The organism is Sphingopyxis sp. GW247-27LB, from assembly GCF_002277025.1.
Lineage (GTDB): Bacteria > Pseudomonadota > Alphaproteobacteria > Sphingomonadales > Sphingomonadaceae > Sphingopyxis.
This window is the reverse complement of record NZ_NIWD01000009.1, coordinates 347715-370164: the sequence shown is the minus strand read 5'-3', so window position 1 is coordinate 370164 and position 22450 is coordinate 347715. Positions and strand designations below refer to the sequence as shown.

Sequence of the window (22450 nt, the reverse complement as noted above, 5' to 3'; positions counted from 1 at the left end):
TACAGCCGCAGGATTGAGGGGAGAGAGAGCATGAAACCTGAAACATTATTTTCCCGGCCGTCCTTGGCTGGCCTAAAAAAAATGTGGTGCGGTATGATAGCGGCCTCGACTGCCCTTTTGGCGGTCGCCACGGACGCCCAGACCATCGACGGTCCGATCGTGGGCAAACCATCCTTGTCGCGCGGTTCATTGGCGCCGGTTCCCGACGACTATGTCGTTGAGGAATATTTCCTTTCGGGCAATGCGGAGTCTTTCGTCGAGGCTGCTCCGTTGACCAGCGACGGAAAATGGACGGTTCGACCGAACGCTACGCCGCGGGCGCCATTTGTGACGCGCCTGATCGTCGCGCGTCCTCCGGCCACGAAATTCAACGGGGCGGTGGTTGTCGAATGGCTCAATGTATCGGGGGGCGCCGACACATCGGCTGCCTGGGCCTATCTTCATCGCGAACTGACGCGAAGCGGATATGTCTGGGTGGGCGTATCGGCCCAGCGGGCGGGAATCGACGGCGGTGTTGCCGATGCGGAGGCGGTGCGTGCCTATCTCGCGCGACAGGCGCCCGCCGCGGCCAGCCACGCCCCGCCGGCCAAGCGCCCGCCGTCCGGCTTGACAGGCAAGCCGCTCAAGGAAAGCGACGAGATCCGTTATGGCAGGCTCGACCATCCGGGGGACGCCTATGCATATGACATCTTCACCCAGGCTGGCCGGGCCATTCGCGCCAGCGGCATATTGGGGTCGCTGAAAGCGCAAACGGTGCTCGCCACCGGCGCGTCGCAATCGGCCTCCTACCTTGTTACCTATATCAATGCGATCGATCCGTTGGCGCGTGTCTATGACGGCTATCTGGTGCAAGTTCGCAAGAAGACGTCGGCGCCGATCGACGGCGATGTATTTGCGGCGCTGCGCGCCGGCACGGGCACTTTCGCCCTGCCCTATGTACGCGTTCGTGACGACAGCCGCGTTTCGGTGCTGACCTATATTTCCGAACAGGATTTGATGGCGCCCGGCCTAGGCTATATCGAGGCCCGCCAGCCTGATAATGACCATATCCGGACCTGGGAAGTGGCCGGCACGTCGCACGGCGACATCTATGGCATGTCGGTAACGGCGATCGATACAGGAAAGGCCCCCATTGGCGAACTCGCAGCAGCTTATGCCAAGGCGGACATATTGGGAGGTCGGCAATTGGCAGCATCGATCAACGCCGCGCCGCAGGGCCATTATGTATTGCAAGCCGGTCTCTCGTCGTTGCGCCGATGGGTGATGGAAGGCGAGGCGCCTCCGATTGGGACAAAGCTGGCGACCGGCGAGGCTGCCGCACCCGCCCTGGTTCTCGACGCGCATGGCAACGCGACGGGCGGGGTCCGGACCCCGTGGGTCGATGTCCCGATTGCGACATATGCGGGGATCGGCGATCCGGGTCATGGCGCGCTTTCGATGATGGGATCGACTGAGGCGTTCGATGCGGCGCGTCTGGCGCAGATGTATCGCAACAAGGCAGATTATCTCACCCGTTTCGCCGCCGCGCTCGAAAAATCGATTGCGGCCGGCTTTATTCTGGCCGCCGATCGCGACGAAATTCTCGCCCTCGCTGCCGAAATATATCCCGCCGAATGACGCGCCGATCCTGGCTCGCGCTGATCGTCGTCACTGCCTGCTATTCAATGGCCATCGTGGATCGGCAGATATTCAATCTGCTGGTCGAACCGATGAAACGGGAATTCGGCGCCACGGATGTCCAGATCGGGTTCTTGTTGGGGCCGGCGTTTATGTTGAGCTATACCGCGCTTGGCATTCCGGCCGGGCTGGCGGCCGACCGGTTCAGTCGTCGCGGCCTGTTGCTCGGGGCCGGCACCTTGTGGAGCCTGGCTACGATCGGCGGCGCCTTTGCCAAAACCTATGACGCGCTGCTTTTGACCAGGATGATCGTTGGGGTGGCGGAGGCGTTCATGTTTCCCTCGGGTATGTCGCTGATTGCGGATCTGTTCGATCGCAAGCATCTGCCGATGGCGACCAGTTTCTTTTTGTTCGCGCCCTACGTCGGGGCCGGTCTTGCCATGATCATGGGCGGTGTCCTGCTCGGCGCGACGATCGATTTGGCGCCGCTCGAACTGTGGCCGCTTGGTTCTGTGCGCGGCTGGCAGATGACACTAGGTATCGTGGGTTTGCTGTGCCTTATTCCGGTCTTGGCGTTAACGCTGGTCCGGGAGCCGCCCCGTGCCTCCAGCGAGGCAGATATTCGTTTCGGATTTGTCGAAAGCTTTACCTATTTCATACGCGGCTGGCGCTTTTATGCGTTGTTTTTCTTCGGCATGGCAGGCTCGTCGCTCGTGCTAAACACCGTTCCGGCGTGGGCGCCGACTTTTCTTGTTCGCGAGTTCGGGATGAGCTCAACCGCAATCGGTCTTCAATATGGCGTTCTTGTTCTCGTACTCGGAATGATGGCGGGCATACTTGCCCCGCTGACGAACTTTTGGCTGTCCAAGCGCTTCGCGGATTCGACGATGCGAACCGTGCTCGTGGGGCCGGCGGTCGTCGTGGTATTTGCCTGCTTGCTGCTCGCCAGCGCGACGCAGTCCACGGCGTTGATCTGCCTGGCGATGATCACCTTTGGTTACAGCTTTCCTCTCAGCATGGCGGGCGCATCGCTTCAACTCGCCACGCCCTCGCGCCTGCGGGGTATCGCATCGGCCCTCTATTTCGTAATCGTCGGCTTGATCGGATTAGGGCTTGGCCCGATGCTGGTTCCATTTGTGTCAACGACATTGCTACACGATGGCGAACAGATAGGTGATGCGATGGCGATCGTTGCCATCGCTTTCAGCACGGTCGCACTGTTGCTGTTGTGGGGTGCCATCGCGGGATTTCGTACCGAGCGCGGACGGAGCGCTTAGGTCTTAGGATCACGCCTGTGATGGTGCATCATCGATGCAAGGATTGGACGCATGCACATGAGACAGATTGCACACGGGAGCGCTCGCACGGCAGTTTAAGACTTGCCGGAAGCACACGCCGCCGCCAGCCTTACTCATCCTATTTATTTTAATTCCAGATCCGGGGCTTCTGCCCGCCGGACGTCTTCCACGAAGGTTCTGCTTGCATAGATGAAAAGCAGGCCAGAGAGGGCCCAAAAAGTGGAAGCCGCCGCCAGAGAGTAACGGATCGCCTCATTTCCGAAGCGGGCCGCAAGGTGATCGCTGATTACCCCCACGATCAGTGGTCCAAGGCCGGCCCCGAGAGCAGTGACGAGCAGATGTTTAACCGCGGCAGCGACGCTTCTCATGGATGGTGGGACGAGAAACTGGACTACGGAGGCAATCGCGCCCTGTGATGACACGGCCAAGAAGGCGACTGCGCACCCGGTGGCCATCGCTATTGCTCCAGACTCGTTCAAGAAGGTGACCCAACCAAGGGGCGTTGCAAGGAGTAGGGCAATGGCGACCGTCCACAACATCCACCGCGGATCCTTGTGGCTCATTTTTTCAGCTAGATGGCCTACTACAAAAAGGCCGATTGCACCTGCAAGGCTGATCACGACCGCGAGAACCAAGCCGATCTGCGCAGGCGAAAGCTGGTAGGTTCGGGAGATGAAAGGTGCCGCCCAGAGCGCGACTCCGGCGCCAGCAAATGACCAAACACCATTCGCAAGGAGCAGCCGTCGATAAGCCCGCTGGGACCATAGGAAGTCAAGTGTCGCGCGAAAGCGTGGGCGCGTGGGCGTTTCCCCGGTCGCCGACGCTAGCATGTACGCTTTGGCCTTGGGGAGAAATAGATAGCTGGCGATTGCCACTAGGATGCCGGGTATGCCGATCACGATGTAGGTCAGCCGCCAGCCAATCGCCCCGCTGAGGAATCCGCCAAGCATGAAGGCGATAATCCCCCCGACGCTGCCGCTGATATAGAGTTTGCTCATCGCAGATGTCAGCTGGTTCTTCGGAAAGTGATCGGCAATCAATGCCTGCGAGGCGGGCAACATGCCGGCTTCTCCGGCTGCTACGCCCATGCGAAATAGGAGGAGATAGATGAAGCCGGGCGCCATACCGCAAAGTGCGGTCATGCCGGAGAAGGTGGCTAGCGAGAGACTGATTACGCCACGTCTGCTTATCCGGTCGGCTAGAACCGCCAAGGGCACGGCCAGCGCGGCATATAGGGTGGTGAAGGCTAGACCCGATAATAATCCCAGTTCAGTGTCGCTAAGCTGAAATTCGACCCGTATTGGTTCGAGCAGCATGCCTAGTATCTGTCGATCCAGATCGCTAAATGCCGTTGCCAATATGAGGATGACTAATATGCGGCGTCGTTGGCGGACCGCGTCAGAAGCTTGTAGGTTAACCGAGGATGGCAATTCAAACCTGTTCATTTATTTCGATCCAAAATTGGAGGGCGAAGCGAGCAAGATCGCCGACCAAGGTCCTTCGGCTGGCGGTTTTCCCTCTGTTCATATATTTAAGCTGTTCCGCTCAGGTTGATGTCAGCTCGCATCGTTTGGAATGCTCTTCGCCAGCCACGGAATGCGAAAGCTGGAAACATATAGACGATCAGCCTGAGCGAAAATTGGGTCGCCTGATAGCCGAAAAGCGGGCGCCGCCGCATCATTGGATAGCGGGTAGGAGCAATCATGGATCGGGGCCCCATGAGGTGTTTCGTGGTAGCCGTGGGCTTGCCGGCGCGCTCATCTAGGGATGTGCGGCCACCGGCCGCGTTTCGGGCGAGCCATGGTGCGTAACGGGGGGGAGGGGGTATTCGCCCCGCTCCAGCTTGCCGAGTAAATCTTCGAGTTCGTCGGGCCGGATCTGTACCTCGTCGAACAACTGGATCATTCGCACATGCATCAAAAGGTGCATCGTAAAATAGGCCAGTTCGACCACGCCGCGTTCGCTACCCATCCGTTCGACCATGCCGGCCCACATGGCGTCGTCGACGGTGCCGTCCCGAACGCCGCGAATGAAGGCGATGACCTGTCGGTCTGCTGCCGACAGTTCGCTTTCGCGGCCGTCGCGTAGCGCCCGAACAGTCGATGTCGGAATTCCCGACGCGATCGCGAACGGAACATGATTGGCGAGCAGGCCCCAATGCCCTGCATCGAAGGACAATACGAGATCGATGAATTCGTGGTCAGCCGCGGTGAAGGAGCCCGGTTTGCCTTGCTGCAGCATCGCAGGCTTGCCTGCCGCAGTCATCTGCGCGGCAAGGCGCGGACTGCACCACAGGCCGAAAAAGCCGCCCGCGATGCGATGCCGATATTCGAGTTGATATTTGTCCATGCGGACTTTTTCAAATCGCGCTTTGAAGTCGTCCCAGGCCGATTGCTCTTCCTCGGCGACATCTTCGCGGGCCGGAATTGCCGGGAACCGCAAGGCACCTGACCGCTCGGCGAGAATGTCCCAGTCATAGGGGTTGTCGGTTCGCTCGGACATTATCATGATCCTCCTTCAATGATGAAAAGCAGCGTCATTGGGCGGGCGGCGCGTCGCCCGTGTAGAACGCCCGTGCAAAGCGATTGAGGTGGAAATCCATGAAGCGGGCCGGCGACACATCGGCTGCCCGCGCGCGCGCGTTCATCTCGACTGACGAAGTAGCTGGCCACAGGTTCGTCGCGATCCGCCGATCGACCGTTTCGATCGCCGCCATACTCTCGGCGATGCTGAACGTGCAGTGCCCCGCGGCCTGAACGATGGCCGTGCGCACGAGCGTTGCGGGCGCGCGGCGGATATAGGCCTCGAGAGTCGCAGCGGGGGCGAGCGAATCGCCACTCGTATGGAGGAGCATGACCGGGTTTCGCGGCTTCGCCGTCACGCCCATCAGGCTATCCGCTTTGATTACGGCTGCAGGATTTGCGGTCTCTCGCGGCGCACGCCTGAGCATCTGCAGGTCGGCATCGAGATCAAGTCCGGCTATTTGGTAGAGTTGCCGAACGGCGTCGCGTTGCGCGGGATCTGCATTTTCTTCGAGAATCTTGCGATAATCGATGTCAGTGTTCCATGAGAGCGTGCCACCCGCGCTCTCTTCGAAATCGCGTCGAACGCGTACATGACCGCCGATCGTCGCGCCGAACTGGCTGACTAGCGTTTCGTACATCGCTTGCTGAATCTTGGGCAGATCACCGGCAGCGGGTTCGAGCGTATCGGTGCGACTCCAACTGGGGAGTTGCCCGATCGTGACTGCGAGCGCGATACGTGCGCGGCCTTCGGGGGTCGCCTGCGCCTTCTCCAGCATTTGGGTCCACGCCTGCGAAACCGGCGTGAGGTCGCGTGGCATGTCCTGAAGGCGAAGGTCGCTGCCCGGTGCGATGAGCGTCTTTGCCACGAAGGCGGAATCAAGCTTGGCATTGAACCAGCCCACCGATCCCGTGATGATGCACGCCGCGACACCGCCATCAATATGTTCGGGCGCCGCTTCGACGAGCGCAAGAGCGAGGCCCCCCGCTCCCGAATGGCCGAAGGAGATCACCCGCTTTGGCTTTCCGAATCTCTGCTCGAACAATCGCAACACCTCGAGCTGACGCTTGATGCGCGCAGGATTGTCGACGGCGGTGCCGCGATTTCCCGCATCGCCCCGCGTCGATCCAGCCCCTGCATAGCCGAGTTCATGCATTCGCTTGTACAGCGGAGAATCCGGCCGCGCCGCGAAATCAAGGTCGAGGATCAGGACACCGTTCCAGTTTGCCGGTTTTGCGATGCGATAGGCGCCGCCATCGGCATCAAGCGCTCCCGCGACCTCGTCCAGCGCAGATAGGCCCTGCCCTGAAACGGGCGATGCAAGAGAGATCAACGCCGCGGCGGTCAGCAGGACGATTTTGTTCCGAGACATAAAGAATCTCCTGATCTAGGCGGGAATGATCGGCAGAGTGATCGACGAACCGTGGACCTGATTTCGATGGATGCTCATCACCGGCGGCGGATCGATCTCCGGCGAGACGGCGATGGCGGTCTCGCTGCCGGTAATGGTGACGCGAAACCGATGTCCCTTTTGCAGGATGTACGAGATGGGAGTCATCGTGATGGCGAGTTCGGCGGGTTTTCCCGGGGCCATATCCGCGCGATCAGCGAGGCGACAGGTTGGCCATGGCAGTCCCATGAAGTCGTAAGGCGGCTCTCCGGTCTTGCGGCAGGATGCACGCAAGGCGCCTTCGGAGACATAGGTCGACGCGCCATCGGGACCGACGTCCTGAAGCTTGACGAAATAGTCGCAATCCTTCGCTGTCGACGATGTCCATAGCGTCGCCACCGGGTGGCCGGTAATTTCCAGATCCTCGAGCAGCGGATCGCTGGTATAGGTCAGTCCCTGAGCGTCGAAACCGGAATGATCCGCAGGCGTCTGACCGGGGCCGGCCGGGTCGGTGGGCAGATTGGGTCGGGTAGGACCGTAGGCGAGGTCGAACCTGACCGGCTGATCGTCCCGACCTTCGCTCGCATTGGGCCGTTCCAGAGCGAGCCTTCCGTCGTTGATCGACGCCACCGTGCCGCTCTTGCCTTCGCGGAAAAAAAAGTCGGTGCGTGTTTCGCCCGGAAGTGGCCATTTCTGGAGGCCACGCCATTTCGTTCCCGCGCGGCTGTGCGAATTCGGCACCGATGAGTGAATCGGGGGATCGTCCATGATCCCGTTCGGCACATCCTTCAGCCAATAATCAAAGAAGCGCAGCCCCTCGGTCGCCCACAGATCAAAGGCTTCCGGCGGAACCCCGCGCCCGCCCCACGGGCCGACCATCATCTTTTTCGGACCGGCCTTTTGGTTGATGTACCAAGCGAGCTGATCAACCATGACTCCCGCGAACCATCCGACACGATGATAAACTGCGACGCCCGATTTCGAGAGATCGTCCGCAAATATTCCGCCGTGGCGCTCCATCCAGTTCCGGTGGCCCGTGACCGGGTCGGAGCTGTCGCGTGCGGGCAGCGCTCCGGCGGTCGCCCGATAACTGTTGCCAGCCTTATGTTCCGCGATCGCAGCGTTGAGAAGCGACTGGTCGGCGTCGGCATCGACTGCTCCGTTTTTGGGATCGAGGTCGAGTTGGCTTACATGCGCACCGAAATTATTGAAGGAACTTCGATGTATCCCGCCGGTATGGACGATCCAGTACCAGTCGAACGGGGATACTTCTGGCATGATGGCCTTGAGGTGTGGCGGCCTGGTCCCGGCCACGCGCAACTGCATCTCGCCCTCATAGGATGCACCGAACATCCCGATTTTGCTATTGCTCCACGACTGTTCGGCGAGCCATTCCGTGATATCGTATCCATCCGTGGCGTCGAGCGGATCGCTGAGTTCGTCGCGTGTGCCGAAGGATGCGCCGGTTCCCCGCCTGTCCACGGAAACGACGACATATCCGTGCTTGAGGAAGCGGGGCACATCGGTAAGGTCGGAATCGATCGTCGTGCGCAGCGAACTGTCGGGCTTTACGGTCGCGCGCTGATAGCGTTTGGGCTCCCATATGACCGGCAGACGCTCAGCATGAAGTTTCCCGCCGAGAGTCGGGCGGAATATATCGATTGCCAGGCGTGTTCCGTCGCGCACCGCTACATACTGCGACGTTCGCTGCCAACCGTCATATCGTTCTGACGAATAGCCCCGATAGACGCCGAAAGCGGATTCCCGCGAAGAGGATGCCATCGCGGAGGCCGCGGCAGTGCCGGCACTCGCCACGAATATGCCGGCCGCAGCGGCTTTCAGTGCCTTGCGGCGGTCATATCGCTCTCTGGTCACAAAATCTTCGATACTCGGCATAGCGGGTTCCCTTTCGGATTATTGTGGATCACCATCGGGTTGTTTGAACCGCAATTCGCCGCGAACTCACCCATGTTGCGTTCCGACGGAGTCGGGCCGCCTTTGTGGGCGGCCCGAGCAATCGGTTCAAAAACGATAGGAAAATCCGGCGTAGAACATGCGCGGCTCATTATAGTTCGACAGCACACAGTCACAGGCCGCGGTCGAATCGAGCACGGCGATCGCACCTTTGAAGTTCGTCAGATTGGTGACGGCTGCAAAGATGCCGAAGTCGGCGCTCGTCCAGGGGAGATCGCTCCAGTCGAACCGCAGATCGACAAGTGTGCGCCTGGGCGTGAGCACGTCCTTGCGCTCCAGTCCGCGCATCCAGTTCGAGTCCTGTGCGGCATAAGGCGAGGAGTGGGTGATGTTGGCCGTCAGTCGAGCACCCTGAGCACCCTCGCCCAGAAAGCCGAGATGAAGCACCGGCGTTAAAGTCCAACGGACTTTGGGAGCTTGCGCAAACAGGTCCGGCTTGTAGGTCTGTGTGATTCCGTTCGCTACGACAGTCCCCGCCGCATGATCGATAGTCACCGGCACGACCGCGGGATTCGCCACGCCGGCGCAGCCTGCCCTGAAGCCTTCCCGCGCGCAGGTCGAGACCTCGAGCCATGTGTCGAATTTTGCATCCATATAGGCGACCGAACCACTAAGCTCGAACCAGTCGGACGGTTTGAAATTCGCTTCGAATTCTAGGCCCTTGATGGTAGCTTGGGCTACATTCTGGGTGATACCGACATAGGCCCCGTCGATAAGGCCGAAGGTGCCGCGCTGGATGTCGTCATACTTGCTCTTGAAGCCGACGAGCGTCGCGCTCCACGGCATATCCGCGATCCGGCCGCTGGCGCGCAGTCCCAGCTCTATGTCTTTCACGGTTTCCGGTCCATAGGCATAGTTCGGATCACTGGTCGCCACGCGATTGACGCCGCCCCCTCGATAGCCCTTGCGATGCGATGCCCACACCAACACATCATCCGTGATGCTCCAGTCCGCCGAGAGCGTGTAGCTGTTGCCCGTGTTTTTTGGCGTCTCGGTCCGAGTCACGGTCGCCCCGCGCAACGGATCGGCACCGAAGGGCGAAAGGTTGATCGCAACGCCATCGAATGTTCGGGTGACGACAGGACCGCCCGTGGATTCGGTGATGATGGGCTTGTCCCAATTGCGGCGGAGGCCGCCCGTCAGCCGTACATCCTTCACGATCTCGAAGGTAGCTTGCCCATAAACAGCGTAGCTCTTCGACGTTGATCGCGTCATCGTGAGACACGGTGTTCCGGCAACATCGAACGCTGTGCAACTCGCTGCAGGGACGGCTGTTGAATTGCCGGCGATGACGAATTGCGACGGACCAAGCCAGGGCGCTTTGCGTGCGGAGCGATAGTAAAGTCCCCCCTGCAGCGACAGCCGGCTGTCGAACAGCTCAGCTTGCAGTTGGGTCTCGTTCGTAATCGTGGTCGGACCTTTCTGGCGGCAATCATCAGGCGAAACACCCTGAATGCAAATGCCGCCCCGGTTGCCCATGTTGTCGGCAATGGGGTATTCGCTCGCATCCGGATTGAGCCCGCTATTCGGGCCATAAGAGGATGATGTAATGCCTGTAATATTCTTGAAGGTCAGATTGTCGGTGATGTTCCAGCGGACGATGTTCGACAATCCGAAATATCGTTGATCGGTGGCCTGGGCACTGCTGGCGAATGTCGTCCGCGGTCCCAATGCCTGCTGTCTTTGATAGCCTGCGAGCGCGAGCTGGTAGAATGTCTGACCCGGTGGCGGCGTGAGTCCCGAAAAATAGCTAAACCGCGCGGCGGTTGCCGGATTGTCGGCGGGAATGACCCGAAGGTTCGGCAGGTAATCATAAACGCCCGATGTGATATAACCGGTGCCGTTCATCTGGTTTCGAGTATAGGCAACAACCGTCGAAATCTCCAGGCCATCTACCGGCGTCAATAGGCTGGATAGCCGCAGGCTCGTCGTGTCGATATTGTCTACGTCGGTCGAGCCGGCACCAACTTGGCTGTAGAAAAGGCGCGTGAAACCTTCCCGTTTGCGCATTTGGCCAGCGACCCGGACACTCCAGATATCGGGAATGACAGGAATCGTTACCGCGCCTTCGATCGCAAAATAATCGTGCGAACCGGCTTGGCCGCTGACGTAACCTTCGAATTCATTGCCTGGGCGGTGCGGCGTGAATAGTATCACGCCGCCGGTCGCGGTTTCGCCGAAGAGTGTTCCTTGGGGACCCTTGAGAACCTGTATGCTTTCCAGATCGAAGAATTGGGGCTCGAACTGCGGAACTTCGGCGAAATAGGAGATGACACTCCGCGTGCCGGTTTGCGCACGGATGGCCGGCGAGAAAGTCTGTCGCGATCCTCCCGACGTGGTTATGACGAGTGCCGGATCGAGCCTATCCAACGTTTCCGCATTGGTGATAGACTTTTCCGTCAACTCGGCTTGCGAAGCGATGGTGATTGATACGGGGACGTCCTGAAGCGATTCTTCGCGTCGCCGCGCCGTAACAACGATCGCGGCGTCACCGGAATCGTCGGTGGCTGCGTCGCTTGCCTCTGCGGTCGGCGCGGACTGTGCGAACGCGATGCCGGGTGCCAGGGCCATCAGGCTCGAGCCGGCAAGTCCCCAGCGCATCGCACGTACGAATGTCGTATTCTTCATGATCCTCTCCCTCCGAATTTTCTGACGCGCGGCGTTGCCGTCTTCGCCTTATCCTGATCCATATCGCCCTCGGCGCGTCGCCCCGCTCTGTCTGCTGAGCGGCTATGGCACCGAGCGCCGGTGTCGGTTATTTCTGTTCCCTTTGATGCCCCCGATCTCGGTGCGGCGCCTTCCATTTAGGATTGGCTATCCCCGCCTGTCGATAAAGGTCGTACAATCCTGATTGCTTTTTTTCGAATCGGACCCTAAAACCATGCACATGATTATCCTAGAATTGTCGGGGTGTTGTCAAGCCGGGTTTGCTGTGGGTCCGGCGGTCAAGAAATCGGGCGGCCGGCTTGACCGTCGAGGCGGGGTGCACGGTACCCCATGATGTGACGTTCGACGCGAGCGCACGAAACCGGCCATCTGGCCGTAATAGAGGAGAGAATTGTGGTTGATCTGGTCAGTCTGGAAAAGCGTATCGCTGAGCTGGAGGCTCGCGAACAAATCAAGGAACTGGTGGCGCGCTACGGCTTCACGGTCGATAATCGCGACATGGACGGCATCGCCGACTGCTTCACGGAGAATGCGCGCGTGTTGTCGAATGACGGACGCCACGCGTCGGTCGGCAAGGAGGATTGCGTCAATCAATATCATCACCGGTTTTCGTTTCTTGGCCCCACCAACCATTTCACGCACAATCATGTAATCTGGTTCGACAAGGCCGATCCGACCAAGGCTTATGGCCAGCTCAATGCGCATGGCGAAGTGTTTCGCAATGGCCAGGCGATGATGAGCGCGCTGCGCTATGATGACGAATATCGCCTCGATCCCGATGGGAAATGGCGCTTCGAACTGCGCCTGATGACCTATTTCTATTATCTGCGGTTTGATGAGATCCAGACCTATCTCGGCGATCCGATGCGCGTACGCGCCTATTCGGAACCCCAGGCGGCCGACTGGCCCGAAGGCATCGACACCTACAAGAAATATTATGAAGAACATGAACGCAGCGCGGTAGCCGACTGACCGCCGGGCGGCCGACAAGATACTGTCTCGTCGGCCGTCCGACACACCTTATCGGGAGCGCAAGGCGATGGATATCAAGATCAAGGGCAAGGTGGCGATCGTCACCGGGGCCAGCCGGGGCCTGGGCTTCGCGGCTGCCCAGGCATTGGCGGACGAGGGCGCGAAGATTCTGGCCACGGGGCGTTCGGTTTCCGAATTGGAGGCGCTCGCGAAAACGCGGCCGGGGGCGATTGTCCCGGTCCCGTGCGATATGCGGGATATCGCCGCGGTCGAGGCGCTGCCGGCGCGGGCGGTTTCCGAATTCGGCAGGCTGGATATTGTCGTCAACAATGCCGGGATCGCGCCTGCCGGCGCGTTTCTGGAGCAAACACATGAATCACTTTCGGAACTGATGGTTGTGAACGTCATCGCGCCAGCGATGCTTTCGAAGGCCGCCGGCGCGATCATGGTCGAACAGCGCAGCGGCAAGATCATCAATATCGCATCGATTTCCGGCATCCGCGGCAAGGCCGTGCTCGTCGGCTATTCGGCGTCGAAGGGCGCCGTGCTTCAAATGACCAAGGCCCTCGCGGCCGAATGGGCACGCCATAATATTCAAGTCAACGCCATCGCGCCGGGCGGCTTCGCAACCGAAGCGCAGGCGGCGGTGGTGAACAATCCGGACGTCCTGAAAAAGCGCGTTCGCAAGATCCCCGCGAGCCGGATGGCCATGCCCGACGAAATGGGGGCGATGGTCTGCTATCTGGCGTCGCCGCTTTCCGACTTCGTTACCGGTGCCGTGATGGTGATCGACGGCGGCGAGACCGCCAAGATTTGAGCGGCGGCCAACACACAAGGACAATTTATGAGAAATCCCGCGCGCGCCGCCGTCATCGTCGATGCCGTCCGTACACCGATCGGACGCGGGCATGCAGAAAAAGGCATGTTCCGCGACATCCACCCGGCCGATCTTCTTGGCCGGACTTTTGTCGAAGTGATCAGCCGCGCAGGCGTCGATGCGAGCGAGGTCGAGAATGTCATCGCGGGCTGCGCCCATCAGGTTGCGCAGCAAGCGAGCGGCATCACACGCACCGCCTGGTTGATGAAAGGGTTGCCCATTGAAGCCGGCGCCACCACGGTCGATGTGCGATGCGGCTCGGGGCAGCAGGCGGTCAACTATGCCGCCTTGTCGATCGAAGCCGGAATAAATGACGTTGTCGTCGCGGGCGGCGTCGAGCACATGGGGCGGGTCGGGTTCCGGGCGAATGAAGGCGCGCAAGCGACCTATGGCGCTGCCTTTCCCCCCGAACTTTTCGCGCATTACCCAATCGTCGCGCAAGGCGAGGGTGCAGAAATGATCTGCGATCAATGGGCAATTCCCCGCGCCGATCTTGATGCCTATGCGGTGCGTTCGAACCAGCTTGCGCATGCCGCGATAACCGCGGGCGCCTTCCGGCGCGAAATATTGCCGATCGACACCGACGCCGGCGTGATGACCGCTGATCAGGGCATCCGTCCCGAAACGTCGCTCGACACGCTGGCGGGATTGAAGCCGGCCTTTCGTGAAAGCGGGCGCCTGACGGCGGGCAATTCCTCGCAGATGTCCGACGGCGCTGCCGCCCTGCTGCTGATGAGCGACGAAAAGGCTGCGGCGCTGGGCGCGACGCCGCGCGCGCGCGTGATCGATCAGGTCGTGATCGGGGTCGATCCGGTATCGATGCTGACCGGTCCAATTCCTTCGACCCGCAGATTGCTGGAGCGCAATGGCCTGACAATCGCCGATATCGATGCTTTCGAGGTGAACGAAGCGTTTGCGTCGGTGGTGTTGGCGTGGGAACGCGAACTCAAGCCGGACATGGACCGCGTCAACCAGCGCGGTGGGGCCATTGCCCTAGGGCATCCGCTCGGCTCGACCGGGGCGCGGCTTATGACGACCCTGCTGCATATATTGGAGGATTCCGACGGCGAACTGGGAATTGTGACGATGTGTTGCGGCGGCGGCGTCGGTACCGCGACCCTGATCCAGCGCATTTGAAAACGGCATACGAAGGTGGCCGGATTTTCCTTTGACAAAACTATGCGTATAGTTATCCTAGTTTGTGAAAGCACGGCTGTGACGGTGCAGGAGAGGTGAAGCGTAAATGAAATTCGGAATTCTAACGACGCCTGTATGGGGCAAGGAAACCGATCCGCAGATCCAGTTCGCGGCCCACAAGGAAGTGGTGCAAACGGCCGAACAGCTGGGATTCAGCGCGATGGTGGCGGGTCAGCACTTCCTGGGCGGCGAACTGCGCTATTATCAGCCGGTTCCCTATCTGACCTATCTGTCGCAATTCGCGCCGACGATGGATGTGGTGATTGGCATCATTCTGTTGTCGCTGGTCAACCCGGTCGAGACCGCCGAACAGGTGGCGACCATGGACGCCGTCACCGGCGGCAAGGCCGTCCTGGGCGTAGGCCTGGGCTATTCGGACCATGAGTTCCGCGCCTTCGGCATTCCCAAGGAAACGCGGGTCAAACGGTTCGAAGAAGGGCTGGAACTGATCAAGCAATTGTGGTCGGGCGATGAGGTCAATTTTCATGGCCAGAACTTCGTCGTCGAGGGCCAGGTGCCTGCGGTGCTGCCGGTACGGCGGCCGCGCCCGCCGATCTGGATCGGCGGGCAGGGCGAAAAGGCGATACGCCGCGCTGCCCGGACAAGCGACGCATGGTACGCCCCCCCCTTTCCGACGCATGAAGGGCTGGCGCGCTTGCGTGAGGTCTTCCTCGAAGAGCGCGAGATTGCGGGGTTGCCGATCGATGGTGATTTCCCGTTGCGGCGCGAATTGCTGATTGCGGACTCGCGCGATGAGGCCCGCGAACTGGCGAAGGCGCGCAGCGAGCTTCGGTTCAAGACCTATCTGAAATGGGGTCTTGGCGATCGGCTGGACAAGGACGCGGGCAAGGGCGGCTTCGGCTCGCAGTCCGACGAGGATATCGATTCGCGCTTCATCCTGGGCACCGCCGAGCAATGCGCCGAGGAACTGGATCGGCTGCGCCGCGACCTTGGCATGACGCATTTCATGTTCAAACCGCAATGGCCGGGACTGCCGCACGAAGAGGCGATGAAGCAGATTGAACTGTTCGGCACACGGGTAATCCCGCTTGTGCAGCAAGCCGAACGGCGTTGCGGAGACGATCAATGAAGAGCGTAAAACTGGGCACCGGTCTGGCCTTCTGGGGTGACTCGATCCGTCCGGCGATCGAGATGGTCGAACGCGCGGACATCGATTATCTGTGCTGCGACCATCTTGCCGAACTGACGATGTCGATCCTCAGCAAGCAGAAATCGAAAAATCCCGATCTGGGATATACGACTGACATCATCCCCTTTCTGCGCGGCGTCGTGGTGAAATGCCGCGAACGGGGCATTCGGATCATTTCCAACGCGGGCGGGGCAAATCCCGAATCCTGCGGCCGCCAGGTCGTCGCGCTGTGCCAGGAGCTGGGGTTATATGGGACCAAGGTCGCCGTGGTTACCGGCGATGACATCATGGACCGGATCGACGAACTGCTCGCAGACGGCATTGCGCTGGAGAACATCGATACCGGCCGGCCGCTTTCCGATGTCCGCGACCGCGTCACCCAGGCGAATGTCTATATCGGTTGCGAGGGCATCGTCGAGGCACTTGAACAGGGCGCCGACATCGTCATCTGCGGCCGCGTGACCGATGCCGCGCTTTATCTTGGGCCGATGCGCCACGAACTCGGCTGGGCTGCGGACGACTGGGCCATGCTAGGCGCGGGCACCGGGATCGCCCATTGTGTCGAATGCGGCGGTCAAGCCACGGGCGGCCTCTATTCGGGCGGCTGGCAGGACATGCCGCGGCTACCCTCGCTGGGCTATCCCGTGACGACGGTTTTCGAAAATGGCGAAGCCATCATGTCGAAGTCGCCTCAGACCGGCGGCAGTGTCACCGTGGGGACGGTCAGCGAGCAGCTCGTGTACGAAGTCCTTGACCCAGCCAACTACCTCACCGCCGATTCCACGGCGGATGTCAGCCAGATCAAGCTCGACCAGGTCGGGGCGGACCAGGTGCGGATTTCCAATATCGGGGGCAAGCCCGCCCCCGCAACGCTGAAGGTCAACATGGGGTATCGCGCCGGTTTCGTTGGCGAGGCGCAGTTCACCTACACCTGGCCCGACGCAGTGAAAAAGGCGAAAGCGGGCCTCGAATTTCTTGCCGAACGGCTCCAGCAGGTGGGTTTCAGCGCCGAGGAAGAGCGCGTCGAATATATCGGCGTCAATTCGATGTGGGGGCCGGAATCGGTGCCCGACCCTGATGACGCCGAGCTGCCCGAAGTCGTGGTGCGCTACGCCGCGCGCTGCATGACAAAGGACGATGCCCGAAAGGTCTTCACCGAAAGCGTTCCCCTTTACAACAACGGTCCGGCGGGGGCGAGCGGCATCGGCACCCGGCCGCCGATCAAGGAATTGTTCGGCATCTGGCCGTGCATGATCCCGCGCGAGTTCATCACCCAGTCGGTGGAGATCACGGAGGTGCAACCATGAGCCGGGTGTGGGATTTGGCGCATGGCCGGTCGGGCGACAAGGGCGATGTGTGCAACATCGGCCTGATCGCGCGGAGCCCGGAGGCATATGAGACGCTCTGCCGCGAGGTCACCGCCGAACGGGTCAAGGCGCATTTTGGCGAACTCATCAAAGGCGCCGTCGAGCGTTACGAACTGCCCAACATCAGGGCGCTGAATTTTGTCTGCCGCGGGGCTCTGAACGGCGGCGGCACATTGTCGCTGCGGTCCGATCATCTGGGCAAGGTGATGTACACCTGGCTGCTTCGCATGGAAATCGGGGACGTTTGATGGCTGCATCGTCGGAAGAAATCACCGCGCTGCGCGACACGATGCGCGAGTTCGGCCGCAAGGAAATCCGGCCGCATATCCGCGCGCTGGAACTTGCGGGCGAATTTCCGCGCGACATTTACCGCCAGCTCGGCGCGCTGGGGGCCTTTGGCGTGATGTTGCCGGAGGATGTCGGCGGTTCGGCAATGGGGTTCGAGGCTCTGGCGGTCGTCTCCGAGGAACTGGCCTATGCCTATCCCCCCCTCAGCGCCGGCATGAACCTCCAGGCCGCGACCGTCCCGCTGACCATCCGCAACTGGGGTCGCCAGGACCAGATCGATCATTATGTGCCGCGCCTCGTCACGGCCGAACTGCTGGGCGCGAACGGCATGACCGAGCCTGACGGCGGCACCGATTTTCTGGGGGCCATGCGGACGACCGCCGTAAGGGACGGTGACGAGTATATTATCAACGGCCAGAAGATGTGGATCACCAACGCGAACGTCGCCGATGTCGTGATCGTCTATTGCAAGACCGATGCCGCTGCCAAGCATCGCGGCGTCTCCGCCTTCCTCGTCGATACCGCGACCCTCGGATTCGAGGCAAGCCGGGTCAAATGTCGCACGCTCGGCAACCTGATGCCGACCAACGGCCTGACGTTCACCGACATGCGCGTTCCGGCCAGTGCGATGCTGGGCCAGGAAGGCGAAGGGTTCAAGATCGCGATGACCGCGATGGATTTTGGCCGGCTCACGGTCGCCGCGCGGTCGCTTGGCCTGGCGCGGGCCTGCCTTGATGTCGCCGTCGAATATGCCGATCTGCGTACCTCCTTCGGCGAAAAAATCGGTAGTTATCAGATGATCAAGCACCAGATCGCCGACATGGTGGTCGAAGTCGCAGCGGCCACCGAGCTGGTCTATAAGGCCGCGCGCCTTTACGATGCAGGGAACATTGCGACCCGCGAAAGTTCGATCGCCAAATATTATGTCGGCGAAGTATGCAACCGGGCCGCGCAGGCGACGGTCGAGATTTTCGGCGGCTATGCCTTTTCGGACGAACTGCCGATCTCGATCTACCTCAATTTTGCCAAGCTGTGGCAGACCGGCGAGGGGTCGGCTAACTTGCAACGTATCCTGATCGCCGACGATGCCCTTGGCTGGAAGCCGATGGACCGTCACCGCTCGGCGGTGCGCAATGCGTAAGGTTACCGGGGCGGAGGATGACGTCGTCCGGCTGTTCAATCCCCAGTCGATTGCGGTCATCGGCGCCTCTTCCAAGCCCGGCGCATTGAGCTGGTGGCCGCTTCATCTGGTCGGCACCAAAGGCTTTCAGGGCAAGATATATCCGGTCAACCCGACGCGCGACGAGATTGAGGGCCACCGCAGCTATCCCTCACTCGGCGCGGTTCCCGGCCCGGTCGATCTTGCGGTGATCGCACTCAACGCCGAGCGGACGCCGGACGCGATCCGCGAATGTGCCGCCGCCGGCGTCAAGTCGGTCGTCCTGCCGACCCAGGGTTTTGGAGAAACGGGGTCTGAGGGCGCCGCGATCGAGCGCGAAATGGTCGCGGTCGCGCGTGCCCACGGGATGCGCATCGTCGGACCCAACACCGACGGCATAGCGAATCTTGCCACCGGCGCGATCGGGTCGATCCAGCCGCTTTTCGAGGAGGGTATAACGCCCGGTCCAGTGGGCCTGGTGACGCAAAGCGGCGCGACTGCGAGTTCCCTGCTGGTGCGGCTAAAACAGGCCGGCATCGGCTGCAAGCTGTATGCGAGCGCGGGCAATGAGATCGACCTGGGGTTAGTCGATTATATGTCGGTGATGGTCCAAGACCCGGACATCAAGATCATCCTGTCCTTTGTCGAGGCGCTGCGCGAGCCGCGGAAATTCGTGAAGGTCGCCGAGATGGCGGCCGAGCTTGGCAAGCCGATCGTGCTGATCAAGGTCGGACGTAGCGAGGAAGGCGCCCGCCGCGCCGCGGCGCATACCGGCGCTCTTGCCGGCGCGGATTCCCTGTATGATGCGCTTTTTGCCTCGTGCGGCGTATTGCGCGTCAGCGAACTGAGCGAACTGGTTGCGGTCGCCAAGCTGTTCCTGACCCAAGGGGCGCCGAAAATTCCCGGGATCGGTATCATTTCGGTATCGGGCGGTCAGGCCGGGGCATTGGCCGACAAGGCCAGCGCGATCGGGGTGCCCGTGCCCGCGATCAGCCAGGCGGCCGAAGACCGGCTTACGGCTGCGCTGCAGTTTGGCAAGGGTTTCAATCCCTGCGACCTGACGGGAGAAATCGCGCGCGATCCGTCTCTGGCGCTTAAGGTGTACGACGGTTTTTCCAGCGAAGAGGCGATCGGCACGATCGTCTATGCCCGCAAACATCTGACCGCCGATGCGGGTGTCGGCGCCGCGCAATTGCTGGGCGACCGTGTGACCCAGGCGGATGCCGCTCCGCTCGCAATCTATGCGATGGACGGGTCGGTCTGGGGCCGCGAGGCGGAAATCTACATCGATCGCGGAATACCTGTTTTCGACAATTTGAACGATCTTTACACCGCCATTGACCGGCTGGCGGCATGGTCGGCCTTCCGGCGTGCGCCCGATGTTCCGACCCCGCCGCAGCCGAACGGCGCCGTCCATGATTTTCGCGGGGTGGTCGCGGACGAGGACGCAAAGCGGCTGCTGCTGGAGACCGGACTTGCGATGCCCGCGGAGCATTTCGCCGCCGATCGGGATGCGGCGGTTGCGGCAGCGAAAGCCATCGGTTTCCCGGTGGTGATGAAGATCGTCAGCGCCCGTATTCCGCATAAGACCGAGGCCGGGGGGGTCGCGCTCGGGCTGCGTACCGATGACGAGGTCGCGGCTGCGTTCGACGCCATGATGGCCAGCGCACGCGCCTATCTGGGCGACGCTGACGCCGATGGCGTTCTGGTTCAGGAACAGATCGAGGGCGCGACCGAAGTCATTCTGGGAATGAAGGTCGATCCGGCCATGGGCGCGTTTGTCCTCGTCGGCCTGGGCGGCATTTTCACCGAACTGCTCCAGGATGTCGCGGTGCGGGTTGCGCCCGTCGATGCGCGCAGGGCGCGTGACATGATCGAATCGCTGCGCGGTGTTGGACTGCTGCGCGGTTTCCGCGGCGCCGCGCCGCGTGATATCGATGCGCTCGTCGATGCGATCGTTCGCTTTTCCTCATTTGGCGCGGCGCAGGCGCATTGGCTGGCCGAAGCCGACCTCAATCCCGTGCTGGTGCTGGAAGACGGCAAGGGCGTTCGGCTGGTCGATGCGCTGTTCGTAGGAAAGGATGCGCAATGAGCGGCTGGCAGAATATCCTGGTCGAACGTGACGGCAATCTGGGCCGCATCACGCTCAACCGGCCGCAGGCGCGCAATCCGCTTGACAATGTGACGGCGAAGGAAATTCTCCGCGCGATGGAGCAGCATTTTGCGGATGATGCCGTCCGTTCGATCGTCATCACCGGCGCCGGAGACGCCTTTTGTGCCGGCGGCGACCTGCGCCAGATGAACCAGTTTCGCGACATGCCTGCGGCCGAGGCGCTGGACTGGCCCTCTGCGATCGTCGCGGCGCACAAGCGGATGCTGACCGCCGAAAAGCCGGTGATTGCCGCCGTCAACGGGCCCGCGTCGGCAGGGGGCATGGGCCTGGCCGGCATGTGCGATGTCGTCCTGGCGACGCAATCGGCGACCTTTGCCATGCCCGAGGCAAAGATCGGCCTGTTCCCCATGATCATCGTCGCGCAGCTTAGCCGGTCGATCCCGCGCAAGCTGCTGCTGGAAATGATGATGACAGGCGATGCGATCGACGCCGCCGAAGCGCACAGGGTAGGCTTCGTCAATCGCGTCGCAACCGACCTGCCGGATCTGGAAGCCCTGGTTCAGAGCTATGCGAAGCGGTTCGCGCGCGTCAGTCCGACTGCCGTTGCGTTGGGGCGGCGTACCTTCACGCTGTTGAGTGATATGCCGGCATCGCAGGCGCTCGATGCTGCGCAATTCTTCAATCTTCCCTTTTTCCTGGGTGACGATCTGCGCGAAGGCGCGAACGCATTTCTCGAAAAGCGCTTACCCGAATGGCCGCCATATCGCTCCGGCGACAATTGACGATGGCCGAAGGCTCGCCAGTGAGCGGCGCTGCGGATGCTGTCCCGTGGCTGCCCGCAGGGAAGGCCAGGCTCGAACGCTGGCTTGCCGACACACACGTCGCCGAGGGTGAGGTTACCGACGTTCGCATCTTGACAGGCGGCACCCAGAATCTGCTCGTGCGATTTCAGTGCGGCGCGCGAAATCTGGTGTTGCGGCGACCGCCGCTCGATCGCGCCGGCGGCGACAGGACGATCCGCCGCGAACATGCCGTGCTGACGGCGCTTTCGGGCACTGATGTTCCGCACCCCCGACTGTGCGGCCTGTGCGAGGATGTCTCGATTCTGGGTGGCATTTTCCTGGTCACTGACGAGGTGGATGGATTCAACGCCACCGTGACCATGCCGGGGCGGGCGACAACCGATCCCGCCTTTCGCCGCCGGATGGGGCTGGCGCTGGTCGATGGCCTGGCCGAACTGGCGAAAATCCCGGCACATGGCGACGCCTTGCAGTCGCTTGGCAGCGCCGAAGGCTTTATTGGCCGTCAGGTTGGCCGATGGGCGTCGCAGCTTGAGGGATATTCCAGCATCGATGCCTGGTCGGGACCTGCGGCACTGGGGCCGGTCGCGGCAGTGGGAGCCTGGCTCGAGACCAATCCACCCGGCGATTTTCAGCCCGGGTTGATGCACGGCGACTATCATATCGCCAATGTGATGTTTCGCGCCGAGCACGGCGGACTGGCCGCCATCCTCGATTGGGAACTCGCCGCGCTGGGCGATCCGATGCTGGATCTGGGGCGATTGCTCATCGCCTGGCCGAACGAACGCAACGAGGGTCTGTTGAGCCTGAAGGTCGAACCGTGGGACGGCTTCCCTCGCCGCGAGGACCTGATCGCTCATTATGCCGAGCGCACGGGCCGTTCGTTGGTCAGCCTGACCTGGTTCGAGGTGCTGGCGTGTTACAAATTCGCAATCGTTCTGGAAGGGACGCACGCCAGGGCGCAGGCCGGACTAGCCGACCCCGCCACCGGCAAACGCCTCCACCAATCGGCGCGCGGGATGATCGCCAGAGCGATCGATACGATAGATAGGAACTGA

17 protein-coding genes are annotated in these 22450 nt (G+C 61.3%); 12 read left to right on the top strand and 5 right to left on the bottom strand.

The features are described from left to right. The first annotated feature begins 30 nt into the window (after positions 1-30). Both CD928_RS14130 and CD928_RS14125 read left to right on the top strand, forming a co-directional pair. Positions 31-1617 carry an alpha/beta hydrolase domain-containing protein gene (locus CD928_RS14130; RefSeq protein WP_176473589.1) on the top strand — a complete coding sequence of 529 codons (1587 nt, stop codon included), beginning with the start codon at positions 31-33 and terminating at the stop codon, positions 1615-1617. After that, the gene (locus CD928_RS14125) at positions 1614-2894 is read left to right on the top strand and encodes an MFS transporter (RefSeq protein ID WP_095387735.1); all 1281 of its coding nucleotides are present in this window, start codon (positions 1614-1616) and stop codon (positions 2892-2894) included. Before CD928_RS14130 ends, CD928_RS14125 begins: the two co-directional genes overlap by 4 nt. 143 nt (positions 2895-3037) lie before the next feature. On the opposite strand, the gene CD928_RS14120 is transcribed toward CD928_RS14125, so the two are convergent. From CD928_RS14120 to CD928_RS14100, 5 genes are all read right to left on the bottom strand, one after another. Then, positions 3038-4360 (bottom strand): MFS transporter, encoded by a 1323-nt coding sequence (locus CD928_RS14120; RefSeq protein ID WP_095387734.1) that lies wholly within the window; start codon positions 4358-4360, stop codon positions 3038-3040. Positions 4361-4676: 316 nt separating this feature from the next. After that, a complete protein-coding gene (locus tag CD928_RS14115) occupies positions 4677-5417 on the bottom strand; it encodes a hypothetical protein (protein ID WP_095387733.1) in 741 nt (246 codons plus the stop codon). A 34-nt stretch (positions 5418-5451) separates the two neighbouring features. Next, entirely contained in the window at positions 5452-6810 is a 1359-nt protein-coding gene (locus tag CD928_RS14110; RefSeq protein ID WP_095387732.1) for a hypothetical protein, read from the bottom strand. Positions 6811-6825: 15 nt separating this feature from the next. Beyond that, a complete protein-coding gene (locus CD928_RS14105; RefSeq protein WP_095387731.1) occupies positions 6826-8724 on the bottom strand; it encodes a CocE/NonD family hydrolase in 1899 nt (632 codons plus the stop codon). Between the two features lie 126 nt (positions 8725-8850). Continuing rightward, positions 8851-11430 (bottom strand): TonB-dependent receptor, encoded by a 2580-nt coding sequence (locus CD928_RS14100; RefSeq protein ID WP_095387730.1) that lies wholly within the window; start codon positions 11428-11430, stop codon positions 8851-8853. Between the two features lie 432 nt (positions 11431-11862). Here CD928_RS14100 and CD928_RS14095 point away from each other — a divergent pair, with 432 nt between their 5' ends. The 10 genes from CD928_RS14095 (at position 11863) to CD928_RS14050 (ending at position 22450) form a co-directional block, all read left to right on the top strand. Then, positions 11863-12441 (top strand): nuclear transport factor 2 family protein, encoded by a 579-nt coding sequence (locus CD928_RS14095; protein WP_176473588.1) that lies wholly within the window; start codon positions 11863-11865, stop codon positions 12439-12441. A gap of 67 nt (positions 12442-12508) precedes the next feature. Next, positions 12509-13258: an SDR family NAD(P)-dependent oxidoreductase gene (locus CD928_RS14090; protein ID WP_095387728.1), complete on the top strand. Its 750-nt coding sequence runs from the start codon at positions 12509-12511 to the stop codon at positions 13256-13258. Between the two features lie 27 nt (positions 13259-13285). Continuing rightward, positions 13286-14455 (top strand): thiolase family protein, encoded by a 1170-nt coding sequence (locus CD928_RS14085; RefSeq protein ID WP_095387727.1) that lies wholly within the window; start codon positions 13286-13288, stop codon positions 14453-14455. A gap of 106 nt (positions 14456-14561) precedes the next feature. Next, a complete protein-coding gene (locus tag CD928_RS14080) occupies positions 14562-15605 on the top strand; it encodes an LLM class flavin-dependent oxidoreductase (protein ID WP_095387726.1) in 1044 nt (347 codons plus the stop codon). Continuing rightward, positions 15602-16972 (top strand): acyclic terpene utilization AtuA family protein, encoded by a 1371-nt coding sequence (locus CD928_RS14075; protein ID WP_095387725.1) that lies wholly within the window; start codon positions 15602-15604, stop codon positions 16970-16972. Before CD928_RS14080 ends, CD928_RS14075 begins: the two co-directional genes overlap by 4 nt. Beyond that, positions 16969-17280 (top strand): hypothetical protein, encoded by a 312-nt coding sequence (locus CD928_RS14070; RefSeq protein WP_095387724.1) that lies wholly within the window; start codon positions 16969-16971, stop codon positions 17278-17280. Before CD928_RS14075 ends, CD928_RS14070 begins: the two co-directional genes overlap by 4 nt. Beyond that, complete coding sequence (locus tag CD928_RS14065) at positions 17280-18461, top strand: acyl-CoA dehydrogenase family protein (RefSeq protein ID WP_095387723.1); 1182 nt, start codon at positions 17280-17282, stop codon at positions 18459-18461. The genes CD928_RS14070 and CD928_RS14065 overlap by 1 nt, the downstream gene beginning before the upstream one ends. Next, entirely contained in the window at positions 18406-20571 is a 2166-nt protein-coding gene (locus CD928_RS14060; RefSeq protein ID WP_095387722.1) for an acetate--CoA ligase family protein, read from the top strand. The genes CD928_RS14065 and CD928_RS14060 overlap by 56 nt, the downstream gene beginning before the upstream one ends. Then, positions 20568-21374 (top strand): enoyl-CoA hydratase/isomerase family protein, encoded by an 807-nt coding sequence (locus tag CD928_RS14055; protein WP_095387721.1) that lies wholly within the window; start codon positions 20568-20570, stop codon positions 21372-21374. The genes CD928_RS14060 and CD928_RS14055 overlap by 4 nt, the downstream gene beginning before the upstream one ends. Positions 21375-21394: 20 nt before the next feature. Continuing rightward, positions 21395-22450: a phosphotransferase family protein gene (locus CD928_RS14050; RefSeq protein WP_176473586.1), complete on the top strand. Its 1056-nt coding sequence runs from the start codon at positions 21395-21397 to the stop codon at positions 22448-22450.